This is a genomic window from Pseudonocardia sp. WMMC193, assembly GCF_021728735.1.
Classification (GTDB): domain Bacteria; phylum Actinomycetota; class Actinomycetes; order Mycobacteriales; family Pseudonocardiaceae; genus Pseudonocardia; species Pseudonocardia oroxyli.
Genome location: NZ_JAKKDO010000003.1, coordinates 734,646 through 750,596 on the forward strand (window position 1 = coordinate 734,646; position 15,951 = coordinate 750,596).

General features: G+C 74.8%; 14 protein-coding genes. 8 read left to right on the forward strand and 6 right to left on the reverse strand.

Annotation, left to right across the window (positions count from 1 at the left end; genetic code table 11):
• Positions 1-4: 4 nt before the first annotated feature.
• The 3 genes from L3X23_RS04890 to L3X23_RS04900 all read right to left on the reverse strand — a co-directional run bounded on the left by L3X23_RS04890 (position 5) and on the right by L3X23_RS04900 (position 1,981).
• Complete coding sequence (locus L3X23_RS04890) at positions 5-694, reverse strand: hypothetical protein (RefSeq protein ID WP_237190899.1); 690 nt, start codon at positions 692-694, stop codon at positions 5-7.
• Positions 695-705: 11 nt separating this feature from the next.
• Positions 706-876, reverse strand: a complete 171-nt coding sequence (locus L3X23_RS04895) for a hypothetical protein (RefSeq protein ID WP_237190900.1) — start codon at positions 874-876, stop codon at positions 706-708.
• 88 nt (positions 877-964) lie between these two features.
• Positions 965-1,981: a triacylglycerol lipase gene (locus L3X23_RS04900; protein WP_237190901.1), complete on the reverse strand. Its 1,017-nt coding sequence runs from the start codon at positions 1,979-1,981 to the stop codon at positions 965-967.
• 38 nt (positions 1,982-2,019) lie between these two features.
• Between L3X23_RS04900 and L3X23_RS04905 the strand changes: the two genes are divergently transcribed.
• Positions 2,020-3,405 (forward strand): RNB domain-containing ribonuclease, encoded by a 1,386-nt coding sequence (locus L3X23_RS04905; protein WP_237190902.1) that lies wholly within the window; start codon positions 2,020-2,022, stop codon positions 3,403-3,405.
• Between the two features lie 55 nt (positions 3,406-3,460).
• The gene (locus tag L3X23_RS04910; protein ID WP_237190903.1) at positions 3,461-4,537 is read left to right on the forward strand and encodes a glutamate-cysteine ligase family protein; all 1,077 of its coding nucleotides are present in this window, start codon (positions 3,461-3,463) and stop codon (positions 4,535-4,537) included.
• A 28-nt stretch (positions 4,538-4,565) separates the two neighbouring features.
• Here L3X23_RS04910 and panB read toward each other — a convergent pair whose 3' ends face one another.
• A complete protein-coding gene (gene panB, locus L3X23_RS04915) occupies positions 4,566-5,432 on the reverse strand; it encodes a 3-methyl-2-oxobutanoate hydroxymethyltransferase (protein ID WP_374204979.1) in 867 nt (288 codons plus the stop codon).
• Positions 5,433-5,626: 194 nt separating this feature from the next.
• On the opposite strand from panB, the gene L3X23_RS04920 reads away from it, so the two are divergent.
• Entirely contained in the window at positions 5,627-7,186 is a 1,560-nt protein-coding gene (locus tag L3X23_RS04920; protein ID WP_237190905.1) for an alpha/beta hydrolase, read from the forward strand.
• Between the two features lie 74 nt (positions 7,187-7,260).
• Positions 7,261-8,601: a type I glutamate--ammonia ligase gene (gene glnA, locus L3X23_RS04925; RefSeq protein ID WP_093089130.1), complete on the forward strand. Its 1,341-nt coding sequence runs from the start codon at positions 7,261-7,263 to the stop codon at positions 8,599-8,601.
• A gap of 61 nt (positions 8,602-8,662) precedes the next feature.
• Here glnA and L3X23_RS04930 read toward each other — a convergent pair whose 3' ends face one another.
• Positions 8,663-9,256 carry a hypothetical protein gene (locus L3X23_RS04930; protein WP_237190906.1) on the reverse strand — a complete coding sequence of 198 codons (594 nt, stop codon included), beginning with the start codon at positions 9,254-9,256 and terminating at the stop codon, positions 8,663-8,665.
• 35 nt (positions 9,257-9,291) lie between these two features.
• On the opposite strand from L3X23_RS04930, the gene L3X23_RS04935 reads away from it, so the two are divergent.
• Both L3X23_RS04935 and L3X23_RS04940 read left to right on the forward strand, forming a co-directional pair.
• Positions 9,292-9,657 carry a DUF6027 family protein gene (locus L3X23_RS04935; RefSeq protein WP_237190907.1) on the forward strand — a complete coding sequence of 122 codons (366 nt, stop codon included), beginning with the start codon at positions 9,292-9,294 and terminating at the stop codon, positions 9,655-9,657.
• Between the two features lie 25 nt (positions 9,658-9,682).
• Positions 9,683-12,697, forward strand: a complete 3,015-nt coding sequence (locus L3X23_RS04940; RefSeq protein WP_237190908.1) for a bifunctional [glutamine synthetase] adenylyltransferase/[glutamine synthetase]-adenylyl-L-tyrosine phosphorylase — start codon at positions 9,683-9,685, stop codon at positions 12,695-12,697.
• A 13-nt stretch (positions 12,698-12,710) separates the two neighbouring features.
• Here L3X23_RS04940 and L3X23_RS04945 read toward each other — a convergent pair whose 3' ends face one another.
• Positions 12,711-13,811 (reverse strand): DUF5685 family protein, encoded by a 1,101-nt coding sequence (locus L3X23_RS04945; protein ID WP_237190909.1) that lies wholly within the window; start codon positions 13,809-13,811, stop codon positions 12,711-12,713.
• Positions 13,812-13,888: 77 nt separating this feature from the next.
• Here L3X23_RS04945 and L3X23_RS04950 point away from each other — a divergent pair, with 77 nt between their 5' ends.
• Positions 13,889-14,524, forward strand: coding sequence for a LysE family translocator (locus L3X23_RS04950; protein ID WP_237190910.1), 636 nt, complete (start codon positions 13,889-13,891; stop codon positions 14,522-14,524).
• A gap of 64 nt (positions 14,525-14,588) precedes the next feature.
• Positions 14,589-15,821 carry a M23 family metallopeptidase gene (locus L3X23_RS04955; RefSeq protein ID WP_237190911.1) on the forward strand — a complete coding sequence of 411 codons (1,233 nt, stop codon included), beginning with the start codon at positions 14,589-14,591 and terminating at the stop codon, positions 15,819-15,821.
• The last annotated feature ends 130 nt before the right edge of the window (positions 15,822-15,951 follow it).

Genomic DNA, 15,951 nt, shown 5'->3' on the forward strand with positions numbered 1-15,951 from the left:
GGCGCTAGCGTCCGTTCTGTCGGGACTCCAGCGCGTCGAGCCGGGTCAGGGCCTCGTCCAGGCGCGCGTGGAGGACGGCGATCTCCGCGGAGAGCAGGGCCACGGTGCCCGGGTCCTCGGCGGGCGGTGTCGCGGCGGGCGCCTCGACCGGGGGGCCGTCGAGCAGCACCCGGCTCACCTGGGCCAGCTCGCCGAACCGGGCCGGGTCCAGCGTGGGTCGGCCCGCCCCGCAGCGGGCACAGACCGGGAGCAGCTTGCGCCAGCCCACGGTGCCCGCGCCGGAGTCGGCGAGCTGGCCGGCCGCACGGCCGCACTCGCACCGCCCGATCCGGACCGCGGTGACCCGCTGCCGGGCGTAGCGCAGGCCGCGCTCGTAGCGGCGGTAGCGGCCCGACGCGGCGATCTCGAGGAGCACGGCGTTGCGGTGGTCCGGCTCGCAGGCCAGGTCCCGCGCCGCGGCGATGTCGTGGAAACAGTAGAACCCGCAGTCGCACCAGCGTGAGGGGCAGGCGTGCCGTGAGCCGTGGGCGCACAGCGCGTCGTCCACCGCGCGGTAGACGTGCGCCCTGCCGAGGGTCACCCCGCTGAACCCGCACGCGCGGCCGTCGGCCGCGAGCATCGGGTAGGCGAGCTTGAACCCCGGCAGGGGCTCGTCGGAGTGTTCGCGCGGGCCCCGGGCGAACGGACCGCCCATCCCCGGTCGGCCTAGGCTCGGACCGGCTGCTCGGCCGGGACGTTCTCGATCTCGGCGACCGCGGCGGCCGTGACGACCGGGGTCCGGTCCACGGCCCGCTCGGACGGCTCTCTCGTCTCGGCCAGCCGTTCGGCCTCGCGGTCGACGGCCACGCCCTCCGCCAGCTTCCTGCCCAACCTCATGACGCCTCCCGATACTCGGTGACACGCTCGCGTACCAGGGTGATCCCGTGGGCCGCGGATGTCCAGAGGAGGGTGTGACGACCCTGTTTCAGCACGGGTCCGCGCGGGTGTAGCAGGGCAGCGGCGGCTCGCCGTTGACCGGCGCGCCCGTGACGTTCTGGGCCGCGAGCACCGCTGCGGTGCCCCGCTCCTGCGGGCCGGGCTGGATCTCCACCGGCCGGGCGTCCCCGCAGGTGGCGGGCGGGATGCGGGTCGGGTCCACGGGCCCCGGGTTGCGCAGCGCGTCGACCGCCAGGGCGAGGGAGACGGCGTCGGACAGCCCGAGGGACAGGTGCTCGACCTCGCGGCCCGGGCAGACCTGCTGCACGGTCGTCGACACCACGCCGGGCAGCGCGGCCGCGGCGGGCGGGACCGTGGTGTCCAGGTCCGAGGTGATCACGGAGTAGTCGATCCCCGGGAAGGTCGCGGCGCCGGAGTCCAACGCCTGGAAGAACGGCGAGCCCGCGGCCAGCTGCCAGTCCGCCGCCGAGCAGCCCGCCGAACAGAGCGGCAGGCCGCCGTTGGGGGTCCCGAGCAGCACGACGTCCGACACCTGGTCGCGCAGGTCCGGCCAGAACCGCAGGGCCCACCGCGCCGCGATCCCGCCCTCGCCGAACGCGACGACCGCGACCTTGCGTTCGGTGTCCGCCGCGATGGTCCGGATCGCGTGGGCGACGTACTCGGCGCGGACGGCGACGTCTCCGGTGTTGCGGTCGGGCGCGGTGGAGTAGCAGGAGCGGAAGCCCTCCGCGGTGAGCAGCGGCCGCACCCCCCAGTCGAACGAGGTGGCGGGGTCGGCGCCCGTCCCGGACAGCAGCAGCGCGGTGTCCCTGCTCGCGCGGGTGGCACGCGTGCAGGCCACGCTCGCGTCGAGCTCCGCCGCGGGGACGGTGAGCGCGGGACCGGGCCGGTCGACCGGCGCCCAGGCCACCGGGGGCGCGGGTGCGGGCGTGACCACGGGGGCCGCGGACCGCACGGCCATCCCGCGCACGGCCGCGAACACCCCGATCACCAGCACGAGCACGATCGCGACGGCAGCGCCGATCCGCAGGGCACCACTGTTCACCCGGGCAGTAAGTCAGCTCCGGCCGCTACTGTCCAGCAGTGCTTCCCGATCTCACGGCGATCCGCACCGAGTTCGCGCTGCCGGACGGCTTCCCCCCGGAGGTGCTGGCCGAGGCCGAGCGGGCGGCGGCCGGGGCGGCGGCGGGGGAGCGGTTCGACGCCACCGACGTCCCGCTCGTGACCATCGACCCGCCCGGCTCCAAGGACCTCGACCAGGCGGTCGGCATCACCCGCTCCGCGCGCGGCTTCACCGTGCACTACGCGATCGCCGACCTCGGCGCCGTGGTCGCGCCCGGGGGCGCGCTCGACGCCGAGGTCCGCCGCCGGGGCCAGACCGTCTACCTCCCGGACGGCGCGGTCCCCCTGCACCCGCCGGTGCTCTCCGAGGCGGCCGCCAGCCTGCTCCCGGACGGCCCGCGCCCGGCGGTGCTGTGGCGCCTCGAGCTCGACGCGCAGGGCGAGACCGTCTCCGTCGACGTCCGACGGGCGCTCGTCCGGTCGGTCGCGCGGCTGGACTACGCGGGCGTCCAGGCGGACGTCGACGCGGGCCGGGTCCACCCGGCCATCGCCCCGCTGCCCGAGCTCGGCCCGCTGCGCCGGGAGCTCGCCGTCGCGCGCGGGGCGGTGGAGCTGGAGCTGCCGGAACAGGAGGTCGTGCCGGACGGGGCGGGCGGCTGGACCGTCCGGATCCGGCACCGGACCGTGGTCGAGGACTGGAACGCCGAGATCTCCCTGCTCACCGGCATGAGCGCGGCGCGGATGATGCTCGACGCCGGCGTCGGGATCCTGCGCACGCTGCCCGCCCCCGAGGCGGAGGCGGTCGCGGAGCTGCGCCGCACGGCGCTCGCGCTCGGCGTCGAGTGGCCCGCGGGCGCGACCCCGGCGCGGGTCCTCGCCGGCCTCACCCACGCCGACCAGGAGCCGCGCATGCTCGCGCTGCGCCGGGCGGCCACCACGCTGCTGCGCGGCGCCGCCTACGAGTCGTTCGGCCCCGGCGTCGCACCGCCCGCGGACCCGGGGCACGGCGGCATCGGCGCACCGTACGCCCACGTCACGGCGCCGTTGCGGCGGTTGGTGGACCGGTTCGGCGCCGAGGTGTGTCTCGCGGTGGCGGCGGGGGAGGAGATCCCCGCGTGGCTCGCGGAGGCCCTGCCCGTGCTCCCGGAGCTGATGAGCGCGTCGGACCGGGTGGCGAACGCCGTGTCGCGGGCCTGCATCGACCGCACCGAGGCCGCCGTCCTGGCCGACCGGGTGGGGCGGGAGTTCTCGGTCGTCGTGCTGCGTGCGGACCCGGGTGAGGTGTTCCTGCCGGACCCGCCGGTCATCGCGCGGTGCAGCGGCACCCTGCGCCCGGCGGAGGTCGCGACCGTGCGGCTGGAGGAGGCCGACCCGACGACCGGAACGGTGAGGTTCGCCTCTCCTTAGTGTCACGCCGGCCCGAGTAGTGTCCTCCGGCGGCGCACGGGACAGGAGGACACGGGTGACGCGACTGCGGTACGGGATCGAGCACGAGCTGGCGTTCCGGCACCCCGACGGCTCGTTCGCGGACTTCACCAACACCCCGTTCGACCTGCTGCAGGGCATCGTCGACGCGCTGCCCGAGGATCCCGCCGACTACCCCGACCTGCGGATCGGGGACCAGGGGATCAAGCGCAAGCGGTGGTACGTCGAAGGGTTCGAGCGCTTCGACGAGGCGGGCGCGCTGCTGCGCTGCGACCCCAAGGGGATCGAGGTGCGCACCCGCATCCACGACACCGTGGAGGAGGCCGTCGCGGCGCTCACCGCGGACGTCGCGGCCCTGGAGGAGCTCGCCCGCACCCGCGGGCTGCAGCCGTGGGTGACGGGGTTCAACCCGGTCCGCTCGAGCTACCCGATCACGCCGCCGTACAACGCGTGGGAGCGCGCCCACCGGATCGGCTCCCCGGAGGAACGGACCGCGCACCTGCACATGGTCACGCACGGGCCCGACCTCAACCTGTCCGTCGCCGGGCTGGACGGTCCGGACCTGGTCGACGCGGGCGCGAAGCTGACCCACTACTCGCCCTGGATCGTCCCCTTCTCGTTCTCCTCGCCCTTCCGGGACGGTGTGGCGTGGGGCGGTCTGTCCGCCCGGACGGCGGTGCGGACCGGCGCGCGGCCCGCGGCGATGGTGTTCCTGGCGCCCGGATCGCCCCACCTGCGCGCCACCGACCCGTCGCTCACCCAGCCCGCGCGGCTGGCGGCAGAGGTCGGCCGGATCGAGTTCAAGGCCTGCGACGCCTGCCCCGACCCGGCCCTCTACGGCGAGCTGCTCAGCCTGCTCACCGGCCTCGTCCTGGACGACACCCTGCCCGGGCGGGCCCTGGTGCCGGACGCCGCGGCCCACCGCCACGTCGCCGTCTCCGGGCTCGCCGACCCGGACACCCACGCCCGGGCCGGCGAGCTGCTGGCGGCCGCGGAGCGGGCGCTGGCGGGGCGGCCCGCCGACCTGGCCCGGCTCAGCGGGCTGCGCGGTCGGTGGGAACGGCGCGACTGTCCCGCCGTGGCGATGCTGGAACGGTCCCGCGTCCTGCACTGACCCCTGCGCGGGGGTCCTCCGGCGGAGGTCAGTGGTAGGTGTGGGCCTCGTCGGGATAGGTCCCGCCCTTGACGTCCGCCGCGTAGGCCTTGGCCGCCTCCAACAGCGCGTCCCCGACCCGGGCGTACTGCTTCACGAAGCGCGGGATGCGGCCGCGGTTCATGCCCGCCATGTCCGACCACACGAGGACCTGGGCGTCGCAGTCCGGGCCCGCGCCGATGCCGACCGTCGGGATGGTGAGCTCGGCGGTGACCCGCTTCGCGACCTCGCCCGGCACCATCTCCAGGACGACCGCGAAGGCGCCCGCCTCCTGCAGCGCCAGGGCGTCCTCGACCAGCTTCTGCTCGGCGGACGAGCCGCGACCCTGGATGCGGAACCCGCCCAGCGCGTGCTCGGCCTGCGGCGTGAAGCCCAGGTGCGCCATCACCGGGATGCCCGAGCCGCTCAGCGCCTCGACGTGCGGGGCGAACCGCGCGCCGCCCTCCAGCTTGACCGCGTGCGCCCCCGCCTCCTTCAGGAACCGGATCCCCGTGCCGACGGCCTGCTCGACCGACACGTGGTAGGAGCCGAACGGCAGGTCCGCGACCACGAGCGCGTGCGGCGCGCCCTGCACCACCGCGCGGGTCAGCGGGACGAGGTGGTCGACGGTGACCGGGATGGTGTTGTCGAAGCCGAAGACGTTGTTGCCCGCGGAGTCGCCGACGAGCAGGACCGGGATGCCGGCCTCGTCGAAGATCTCGGCCGAGTAGACGTCGTAGGCGGTCAGCATCGCCCAGCGCTCGCCGCGCTGCTTCATCTCGGCGAGGTGGTGGATGCGGGTGCGCTTGCGCGGGGCGGCGGCGCGGTAGGGCGCCTCGACCTCCTGCGCGGCGGAAGAGGCGTGCGCGGAAATCAGCTCAGACATCGCTGTCCGTCCTCCCTCGAGGCCTGACGAGCAGGTCCCCGGGTCGTCTGGGGTGTGCGCGATCAGCGTGACATCCGGGTTACACGCAGCGCACGAACCGGCGACGCACCTCACATGTGCGAGATGCCGCGGATCCGCACTCGCCCGCGCGACGCCGACCCCCGCACCACTGTCATGCTGACTCGGTGCTCCCGCGCCGTCGCTCCCCGTTCACGGCCACCCTCCGGACGCTGACCGCCCTCGCGGCGGTCGTCGCCGTCGCGGCCGGGTGCTCCGCCACCCCCGCGACCCCGGATCCGCCGTCACCGGCCCCGGATCCCCTGCAGCGCTTCACCTCCCAGCAGCTGAGCTGGGGGAGCTGCGACGGCTTCGCGGCGAGCCCGGACGTGGCGAACGCCTACCGGGACCCGTCCCTGGAGTGCGCGAAGCTCACCGTCCCGCTCGACTACGCGAACCCGGACGGCCGGACCGCCGAGCTCGCCGTCCTGCGCGCGAAGGCGACCGGCCAGCGGATCGGCTCGATGCTGGTCAACCCGGGCGGCCCCGGCGTCTCGGGCACCTCGCTGGTGCCCAGCCTCGTCCAGTCCGCGCCGGACCTGTTGCAGCGCTTCGACTTCGTGGGCTTCGACCCGCGCGGGGTCGGCGTGAGCTCGCCGGCGATCGACTGCCTCACCGACGCCGAGCAGGACGAGTACCGCGCCCAGGTCTTCGCCGACCCGTCGCCGGCCGGGGTGGCAGCGTTGGAGGCGCACAACAAGGAGTACGCGGACCGTTGCACCGCGCGCGTCGGCGCGGACGTGCTGGCCAACCTGGGGACCCGGGACGTCGTCCGGGACCTGGACATCCTGCGGGCCGCGCTGGGCGACGAGAAGCTGACCTACTACGGCTACTCCTACGGCACCTCGATCGGCACCCAGTACGCGGAGGCCTTCCCGGACCGGGTGCGCGCCATGGTGCTCGACGGCGCCGTCGACCCCACCCAGGACACCGTCGAGTCGAACATCGACCAGAGCGCGGGCTTCCAGCAGGCCTTCGACGCCTACGCCACCTGGTGCACGACGCAGCCGAACTGTCCGCTGGGCACCGATCCCGCCCGCACCACCGAGACGTGGCTCGCGCTCGCCCGCCCGCTCCTCGACGACCCCGTGAAGACCGGCGACCCGACCCGCAGGCTCTCGTTCACCGACGCCGTCACCGGGGTGCAGCAGGCGATGTACGTGCGCCAGCTGTGGACGGTGCTGTCGCTGGGCATCTCGCAGCTCGCCGCGGGTGACGGCTCGCTGCTGCTCACCCTGGCCGACCTCTACTACAAGCGCTCCGGCGGGCACTACGACAACTCGCTCGAGGCGTTCCAGGCGATCTCCTGCATGGACAACACCCGGGTGACGGACCCGGCGGCGCTGGCCGACGGCGTCGAGAAGGCCGCTCCGTTCACGACGACCGGGCGCGGGCCGGTCGCCGCCCGGGACGTCTGCGCGTTCTGGCCGGTCCCGCCGACCACCGAGCCGGGCAGGCCGGACGTCCCGGGGCTGCCGCCCGTCGTCGTCGTGTCGGTGACCGGGGACCCGGCCACCCCGTACCAGGCGGGCGTCGACCTGGCCGCCGACCTGGGGGGACGGCTGCTGAAGGTGGACGGCAACCAGCACACCGCCGGGCTGCAGGGGAACGCCTGCGTCGACTCCGCGTTGACCGCCTACCTCGTCGACGGCACCCTTCCGGGGGACGGAACGGAGTGCCGACTGTGAGACTCACCCGAAAAGGACCCGGTCTGATCAGGGACGAAACATTCACGTAACACGCGATTCCTAGCCTGGCCGCCATGGACCGCCAGCAGGAATTCGTGCTGCGCACGCTCGAGGAACGAGACATCCGCTTCGTGCGGCTCTGGTTCACCGACGTGCTCGGCTATCTCAAGTCGGTGGCGGTGGCCCCCGCCGAGCTCGAAGGAGCCTTCGCGGAGGGGATCGGGTTCGACGGGTCGGCCATCGAGGGCTTCGCCCGGGTGTACGAGTCGGACATGGTCGCGCGGCCGGATCCGTCGACGTTCCAGGTGCTGCCCTGGGAGTCCGGCGGCGAGCACTACTCGGCGCGCATGTTCTGCGACATCGCGATGCCGGACGGCTCGCCGAGCTGGGCGGACCCGCGCCACGTGCTGCGCCGCGCGCTCTCCAAGGCGGGCGAGGCGGGCTTCACCTGCTACGTCCATCCCGAGATCGAGTTCTACCTGCTCCGCGGACTGCCCGCCGACGGCACCGCGCCCGTGCCCGCGGACTCCGGGGGCTACTTCGACCAGGCGAGCCACGACGTCGCCCCGCACTTCCGGCGCAACGCCATCGAGACGCTCGAGTCGATGGGCATCTCGGTGGAGTTCAGCCACCACGAGGGCGGCCCCGGCCAGCAGGAGATCGACCTGCGCTACGCCGACGCGCTCACCATGGCCGACAACATCATGACCTTCCGGTACGTGGTGAAGGAGGTGGCGCTGACCCAGGGCGTGCGGGCGAGCTTCATGCCCAAGCCCTTCACCGACCACCCCGGGTCGGCGATGCACACCCACTTCTCGCTCTTCGAGGGCGACCGCAACGCCTTCCACGACCCGGACGACCCCTACGAGCTCTCCGAGACCGGCAAGGCCTTCGTCGCCGGGGTGCTGCGGCACGCGCGCGAGATGAGCGCCGTGACGAACCAGTGGGTCAACTCCTACAAGCGGCTGATCACCGGCGGCGAGGCGCCGACGGCGGTGTCGTGGGGCCACGCGAACCGCTCCGCGCTGGTCCGGGTGCCGATGTACTCGCCCGGCAAGTCGTCGACCCGGCGGGTGGAGATCCGCACGCTGGACTCCGCCTGCAACCCCTACCTCGCCTTCGCGGTGATCCTCGGGGCCGGCCTGCAGGGGGTGCAGAAGGGCTACGAGCTGCCCGCCTCCACCGAGGACGACGTCTGGTCGCTGACCGACACCGAGCGCCGCGCCCTGGGCTACGAGGCCCTGCCCCAGAACCTCACCGAGGCCCTGGCCGCCATGGAGCACAGCGAGCTCGTCGCCGAGATCCTCGGCGAGCACGTCTTCGACTTCTTCCTCCGCAACAAGCGGGCGGAGTGGGACGCGTACCGCAAGAACGTCACCCCGTACGAGCTGGCGACGTACCTCCCCGTCCTCTAGCCGTGCGTGGTAAGTGGTGCTCTGGCACCACTTACCACGCACGAGGTGCGTCGGCGCCGGGTCAGCGCTGGTGGCGGACCTGGGACTGCAGGAAGTCGATGCCGGCGCGGAGGGCGGCGGCGCCGTCGGCCGCGTTCGTGCCGAGGGCCCGGACGTCCTCGCCCGTGGTGGCCCGGGTGGCCTCGCGGACCGCGGCCCGCAGCTCGGCGGCGATCTCGCAGAGCTGCTCGGTCCAGACCCGCGCCTCGGGCAGGGCCGCCTCCACCCGGTCCGCCGCCGGTTCGTCCTGCAGGGTGCGCAGGTGGGCGTCGAGGTCCGCGGCCAGCCGCCGCAGCTCCCGGTGCTGCTCGGCGACCGTCGCCCCCACCAGCGCGGACGGGGCCGAACCGAGCTGGCGGTCGGTCGCGGCGACCGACTCGGCGAGCCGCCTGCGCAGCTCCACGGCCCGGCGCCGGGGCCCCTCCGGCAGCCGCAGCGCGGCGATCTCGGTGCGCGCGCGGTCGAGGCGGTGCTGGTGGGTGCCCGCGAACGTCCGTGCGCGCTTCCACATGCTCCGCAGCACGAACCCCACCACGATCACCAGGACGAGCAGCACGCCGCCCAGGACCGCCAGGGCGCCCGGGCTCATCAGCAGGGCCTCGAGAAGCTCGTCCACCCCGTCAGGATACGGACACTCCGGACAGGAGACACATGAGTGACGAGCTGACCCTGACCCCCTGGGCCGGGCCCTGGCCCGACGACGACCCGGACGCCACGTTCAAGGCCGAGGTCGCCGACTACAACCGGCTCGACCCCCTGCACACCCTGCGGGGCCTCTCCGCGCACACCGGCATCCCCGTCGGCGGGCTCGCCCGCTACGTCCTCGCCCGGTTCGCGACGACCGGCTCCGGCGGGTTGCTCGAGCTGGGGCCCGCCATGGTCGAGCGGCTGCGCGAGCCGGTCCGGCGCGCCGAGGAGGCGGGCACCGACGAGGCGCGTCTGGCCGCCTACCGCGAGCTCGCCGGGATGCTGTCGTGGCTGGCCTTCCCACTCGATCACCCGGACTCGTATCCGTAACCCCGTCGCAATAGGATCGTTCGCCGTGGCGGACCGCACTCGCACCTCCCTGGCCAGGCTGGGCCTGACCGAGCCCTGGGCCGAGGGCACCCTGCGAGACCTCGGCTGGTGGGACGGCGACCGGCCGGTCCAGGGCGCCGAGGAGATCATGTGGGCGCTGGCCAGGGCCCCCGACCCGGACCTCGCGCTGCGTCAGGTCGAGCGGCTCGCGCACGCGGCGGCCGACTGGAAGCGGATCGAGGCCGAGCTGCACACCGACGTCGGGCTGCGCGGGCGGCTGTTCGCCCTGCTCGGGGCGTCGACGGCGCTCGGTGACCACCTGATCGCCCACCCCGACCGGTGGCCGCTGCTCGCCGACACCGCGGACCGGTTCGACCCGCCGCCGGACTGCGCGCGGCGCACCGCGAACCTGCTGCGGGCCGTGGGCGCGGACCCGGCCGCCGAACGGCCGCGCGCCCAGGCCACCGGCACCGCGGCCGTCACCGCGCTGCGGACGGCCTACCGGGACGAGCTGCTCGGGCTCGCCGCGGCGGACCTCGCCGCCGTCGGCGAGCCCGCGCTGCCCGTGATGGAGGTCGACGAGGTCGCGGCCCAGCTGGCCGACCTCGCGGCCGCGGCGCTGACGGCCGCGCTCGCGGTGGCCGTCGAGGAGACCGACCCGCCCGAGGACACCCGCCTCGCCGTGATCGGGATGGGCAAGTGCGGGGGCCGCGAGCTGAACTACGTCTCGGACGTCGACGTGATCTTCGTCGGCGAGGGCGACCTGCAGGTCGCCACCAAGCTGGCGAGCCGGGTGATGCGGATCGCGGGCGAGGCCTGCTTCGAGGTCGACGCGAACCTGCGCCCCGAGGGCAGGCAGGGCGCGCTGGTCCGCACCCTCGACGGGCACGTGAACTACTACAAGCGCTGGGCCAAGACCTGGGAGTTCCAGGCGCTGCTCAAGGCGCGGCCGATCGCCGGGGACGCCGCACTCGGCCGGGCCTACGCCGAGGCCGTCGCGCCGATGGTGTGGAGCGCCGCGGGCCGGGACGACTTCGTGACCGACGTGCAGGCCATGCGCCGCCGCGTCGAGGAGCACGTCCGTCCCGACCACGCCGACCGCGAGCTCAAGCTCGGGCGCGGCGGCCTGCGGGACGTCGAGTTCGCCGTGCAGCTGCTGCAGCTCGTCCACGGCCGCACCGACCCGACCCTGCGGTCGCCGTCGACCCTGGAGGCGCTCGCGGCGCTCAGCGAGGGCGGGTACGTCGGCCGCGACGACGGCGCCAACCTCGCCGCCTCCTACCGCTTCCTGCGGCTGCTCGAACACCGGCTGCAGCTGCAGAAGATGCGCCGCACCCACCTGCTGCCCGCCCGGACCGACACGGACGCGCTGCGCTGGCTCGCCCGGGCGGCGCGGATGCGCCCGGACGGCCGCAACGACGTCGTCGGTGTGCTGACGAACGAGTGGCAGCGCAACGTCCGCCGGGTGCGCCGGCTGCACGAGAAGCTCTTCTACCGGCCGCTGCTCACCTCGGTCTCGCGGCTGTCCGCGGACGACAACCGGCTCTCCGAGAAGGCCGCCGCGGCCCGGCTCAAGGCGCTGGGCTGGGCGTCGCCGGAGGGTGCCCTCGGGCACCTGCGGGCCCTGACCGGCGGGGTGTCGCGCGCGGCGTCGATCCAGCAGACCCTGCTGCCCGTCCTGCTCGACGCGCTCGCCACCACCCCCGATCCCGACCGCGGGCTGCTCGCCTACCGGCAGGTCTCCGAGGCGCTCGCGACCACCCCCTGGTACCTGCGGCTGCTGCGCGACGAGGGCCAGGTCGCCGAGCGGCTGATGTACCTGCTCGGCACGTCCGCGCTGGTCCCGGACCTGCTGGTGCGGGCGCCGGAGATCCTCCGGGTGCTGGCCACCCCGACGCCGGGCCAACCGGACGAGCTGACCCGCGACCCCGCCGCCGTCGGGCAGTGGTTGCTGGCGGCCGTGGCCCGCCAGCCGGACCTGACGTCCGCGGTGGCGAGCGCGCGCTCGATGCGCAGGCACGAGCTGCTGCGGGTGGCGTGTGCGGACCTGCTCGGCACGCTGACCGTCGCCGAGGTGTGCGAGGCGCTGTCCACGGTGTGGATCGCGGTGCTGCGCGCCACGCTGGCCGCCACGACCAAGGCCGTCGCGGGGGACGGGCCGGTCCTGGCGCGGATCGCCGTGATCGGGATGGGGCGCCTCGGCGGGGCGGAGCTCGGCTACTCCTCCGACGCGGACGTGCTGTTCGTCTGCGCCCCCGCGGCGCCGGACGTGTCCGACGCCGCGGCGGTGAAGTTCGCGACGGCCGTCGTGGAGGGGGTGCGGACCCGGCTCGGCGCACCGAGCCCGGACCCCGCCCTGATCGTCGACGCCGACCTGCGCCCCGAGGGCCGCTCCGGCCCGTTGGTGCGCACGCTGGAGTCCTACCGCGCCTACTACGCGCGCTGGTCGGAGGTGTGGGAGGCCCAGGCGCTGCTGCGCGCCAAGCCGGTCGCGGGCGACGTGGAGCTGGGGCGGGCGTTCGTCGAGCTCATCGACCCGATCCGGTACCCGGCCGAGGGCCTGGAGGCCGAGGCGGTCACCGAGATCCGGCGGATCAAGGCCCGGGTGGACGAGGAGCGGCTCCCGCGCGGCGCCGACCGCTCGACCCACACCAAGCTCGGGCACGGCGGCCTGGCGGACGTCGAGTGGACGGTGCAGCTGCTGCAGCTGCAGCACGCGGGCGACGTCCCGGAGCTGCGCACCACCTCCACCCTCGACGGCCTGCGCGAGGCCGCCGGGGCGGGCCTGATCTCGGCGGACGACGCCGCCGAGCTGCGCGCGGGCTGGGAGGCCGCGACCCGCGCCCGCAACGCGATCATGCTGGTCAAGGGCAAGCCGGGCGACCAGCTCCCGCGCAGCGGCCGGGAGCTCGCCTCGATCGCGACGGCGCTCGGCTACCCCGCCGACGGCGACCCCGGCCAGTTCCTCGACGACTACCGCCGCACCACCCGACGCGCCCGCGCCGTCGTCGAACGCGTCTTCTACGGCTGGACCGAGTAGCCGCGGGGGGCGGTCAGCAGTCGCAGCAGTCGCAGCTGCTGCAACAGTCGCAGCAGTCGCAGCTCACGTCGGTGCAGTCGCAGCAGCCGTCGCAGGTCTCGTTGCGGCACCAGCCCTCGACGGGCTCGCCGGTCCACGGGTGCGGGAAGGTGTCGGCGCAGCACATCTGGCAGGTGCAGAACAGGCCCGCCGCGGCGGCACAGCCGGGGACGAGGCCGCGCGTCGGGCCGCGCCGGGGACCCTCGTCCTTCTTCGTGTCCCCCTCGTCGGCCGAGGCGTGGGCGAACGCGTGGCCGATCGCGCGGTCCAGCTCGTGGACCAGGAGCCGATGCGCCAGCCGCCGGTGGGTCCAGGTGACCTCGTCGAGGGCGAGGCGGATCCCGAGCGCGGCGTCGTCGGCGAGCGTGCGGGCGGCGGCGAGGTCGGTGCCGGTCGCGGCCAGGGGGTTCCAGGCGCCGGTGGCGGCGTCCTCGCGGAGGTCCTCCACGGCGTCCAGCAGGTGGGCGAGGCGGCCGAACAGGCCGCCGACCTCGGCGAGCGCCGCGGCGTTCTCGGGTCGCCCGGCGAGGGTCGCGGTGTGGGCGAACGCGGTGGCGGTGGCGGTCTCGGTCGGTTCGGTGACCGCCAGGAGCGCGGACCCCGGGTGCTCCAGCGCAGGCTGGCGGGCGACGGCGTCGAGCAGGACGCCGGCGTCGAGCCCCAGGTCGGCGGCCGTGCCCGAGGCCCGGCGCGCCCAGGTCCCGGCCACCCGGCGGGCCGCCGCGGTGACCAGGCGGGAGCCGTAGTCGCCGTCGGTGGCGTGGTCGCTCAGCTGCGCGGACGCGAGGATCAACGAGACGGTCGCCGCCAGCCGCGCGCCCTCGCCGGTCGCCACGGACTGCCGTCGCATGCCGCGCAGCGGGCACGGGCCCGCGGTGCGCCGGGCGTGGCGGGAGCGGGGGGCCTGCGCGTCGAGCAGGACGGAGATCACCAGGCCGTCGTAGTTGGTGGCGAGGCGGGCGGCCTGGCCGTGATCGTCCCGCAGGGCGTAGCAGAGGCCGCAGAGGTGCCCCATCCACTCGCTGCGCAGCGCCGGGGTGAGGGTGTGCCGGCAGGGCCGGATCATGCCGAACACGGGACGCGAGCGTAGCGATGATCCGTGCGCGCCGAAATGGCGTGGTGAGGATGCGGACACGGCGTTAACGTCCGGCCGTGCCCTCCCTCGACGTGGTCCTCACGTTCCTCGCCGCGTCGATCGTGCTCGTGCTCATCCCCGGCCCGAGCGTGCTGTTCATCGTGGGCCGGGCGCTGGCGCACGGCAGGCGCGCCGCCCTGGCGAGCGTCGCGGGGAACACGGTCGGGGTGACGATCCTGGTCGGCGTGGTCGCCGCGGGGCTCGGGGCGGTCGCGGCGGCCTCGGCCGTGGTGTTCACCGCGGTCAAGTTCGCGGGCGCGGCCTACCTGGTGTACCTGGGTGTGCAGACCTTCCGGCACCGCGGGGACCTGGTCGCGGCCCTGCACCGGCCCGAGCGGGCGACGGACCGGCGGGCCTTCGGGCAGGGGGTCGTCGTGGGACTGACCAACCCGAAGGCGCTGGTGTTCTTCGCGGCCGTGCTGCCGCAGTTCGTGGGGCCGGAGGTCGCGCACCCGGGGGTGGCGTTGCTGGTCCTCGGCCTGGTCTTCTGCGCGACGGCGGCGGTGCTGGACTCGGCCTGGGGCCTCGCCGCGGGCGCGGCGCGGGACTGGTTCGCGACGAGCCCGCGGCGGCTGCGGCTGCTCGGCGGGACCGGGGGAGTGGTGCTGGTCGGCATGGGGGTGGGGCTCGCGCTGACGCAGGAGCGCGCGTAGCCCTTCCTCCGCTCGCCCGGCGTCAGTAGTCTGTTCGCGGGTCGGGATTGACCTGGGAGTTCGGATGTCCGTTCGTCGTTTCGGGCTCATCGCCGCCCTCGTGCTGACCGCCACCGCGGGGTGCGCGGCCGCGCCCGTCGAGCCCGCGCTGCGGCCGCCCCAGGTGCCGAAGGGTGGGATCGCGCCCACCACCCGCTTCACCCCGCTCGCGGGCGGCACCGTGACCACGCCCGCCCCCGTCGTGGGCACCGACGGCAAGACCCACGTCACCTACGAGCTGCTGCTCACCAACGCGACGCCCGCCCCGGTGACCGTCGAGAAGGTCGACGTCCTGGCAGGCGGCCGGGTCGTCGACTCACTGACCGGCCCGCGGCTGGCCGCGCAGAGCACCCTGCTCGCCGAGCAGTCCGCGGACCCGGCCAACGGCGACCCGGCCGCGCCCGTGACGCCGATCCCCGCGTCCGGCGTCGGCGTGGTCTGGCTCGACGTCCTGTTCGACGGGGCCGCCCCCGACTCGCTGGCCCACCGGGTCACGGCCTCGATCGGGGGCGGCCCGGCCGTCGAGGTCGACACCGGCACGGTGCCGGTGAGCACCGCGCCCGCGCCCGTGCTCGGCCCGCCGCTGCGGGGCGGGCCCTGGTACGCCAGCGACGGATGCTGCGTCGACAACACCCACCACCGCCGCGGCCTCGCGCCGATCGACGGCCGGATCCTCGTGCCGCAGCGCTACGCCATCGACTGGTACCTGCTCGACGACCAGCACCGCGCCTGGGTGGACGACCCCTCGCAGATCACGAACTTCCTCGCCTACGACCAGCCCGCGATCGCCGTCGCCGACGGGGTGGTCGTCGACGCCACCGACGGCTTCGCCGACACCACCTCGCTGCCCGCGCCGCCGCCGGTCCCGCCCATCGTCGAGACCGTGGGCAACCACGTCACGCTCATGATCGCGCCCGGTCGGTACGCGTTGTACGCGCACTTCAAGCAGGGCTCGGTCGCCGTGCAGACGGGGCAGCAGGTGAAGCAGGGCGACGTGCTGGGCCACATCGGCAGCTCCGGCAACTCGACGGCGCCCCACCTGCACTTCCAGCTGAACACCGAGCCGACGTTCTTCCCCACGGACAGCACGCCCTTCGCGTTCGACTGCCTGCGTCTCGACGGGCAGGTCACCGAGCGGATCTGGGACGACGTCCTGGCCGAGCAGCCGACCCCGGTGCTGCCGTACCAGGCGTCGAACGACACCACCGAACACCGCGACCAGATGCCGCTGGACCGCAACGTGGTGACCTTCTGCTGATCCCGACTCGAACAGCCGCCCGCCGCCCCCTGACGCTTGGGACGCCCAAGCGCCGCTGAGCGACGCTTGGGGCGCCCAAGCGTCACCGCTCCGCCCCGCCGGCTGATGCTTGGGACGCCCAAGCGCCGCT